The sequence below is a fragment of the Neisseria sp. P0001.S007 genome (assembly GCF_051963655.1).
In the GTDB taxonomy this organism is placed as follows: Bacteria; Pseudomonadota; Gammaproteobacteria; order Burkholderiales; family Neisseriaceae; genus Neisseria; species Neisseria subflava_A.
The window spans coordinates 1-292 of the sequence record NZ_JBQCUB010000036.1 but is presented as its reverse complement, the minus strand read 5'-3'; the positions used below and the strand labels follow the sequence as shown (position 1 = coordinate 292).

1 protein-coding gene is annotated in these 292 nt (G+C 61.6%); it reads right to left on the bottom strand.

The features are described 5' to 3' along the window. Positions 1-292 (bottom strand): hemagglutinin repeat-containing protein (locus tag ACTHRE_RS11110; protein ID WP_440345117.1); only part of this gene is annotated, 292 nt, incomplete at both ends.

Genomic DNA, 292 nt, shown 5'->3' with positions numbered 1-292 from the left:
CTTTCAGGCTGCCGATTTGGCTGGCGGCCTGCCGGGTTTCTTCGCCCTCGTTCTCGCGGCGGTTTTTCATCCAGCCGCTAAAGTGCTCGGTGTCGGAAATAACGGCACTGCCGATGCCGGAAGAAACTTGGCGCTCGCTCTGGCTTTGGCGGTGTTCGGCGGCGCGGATGTCGATGTCACCGCCGGCTTTAAGCAGCAGGTCGTCTTGGGAGACCAGACTGCTGCCGCTGACGGCGATATTGCCTTTTTCGGCAAGCAGACGGGTTTTACCGCCCACGGACAGGGTGCTGCC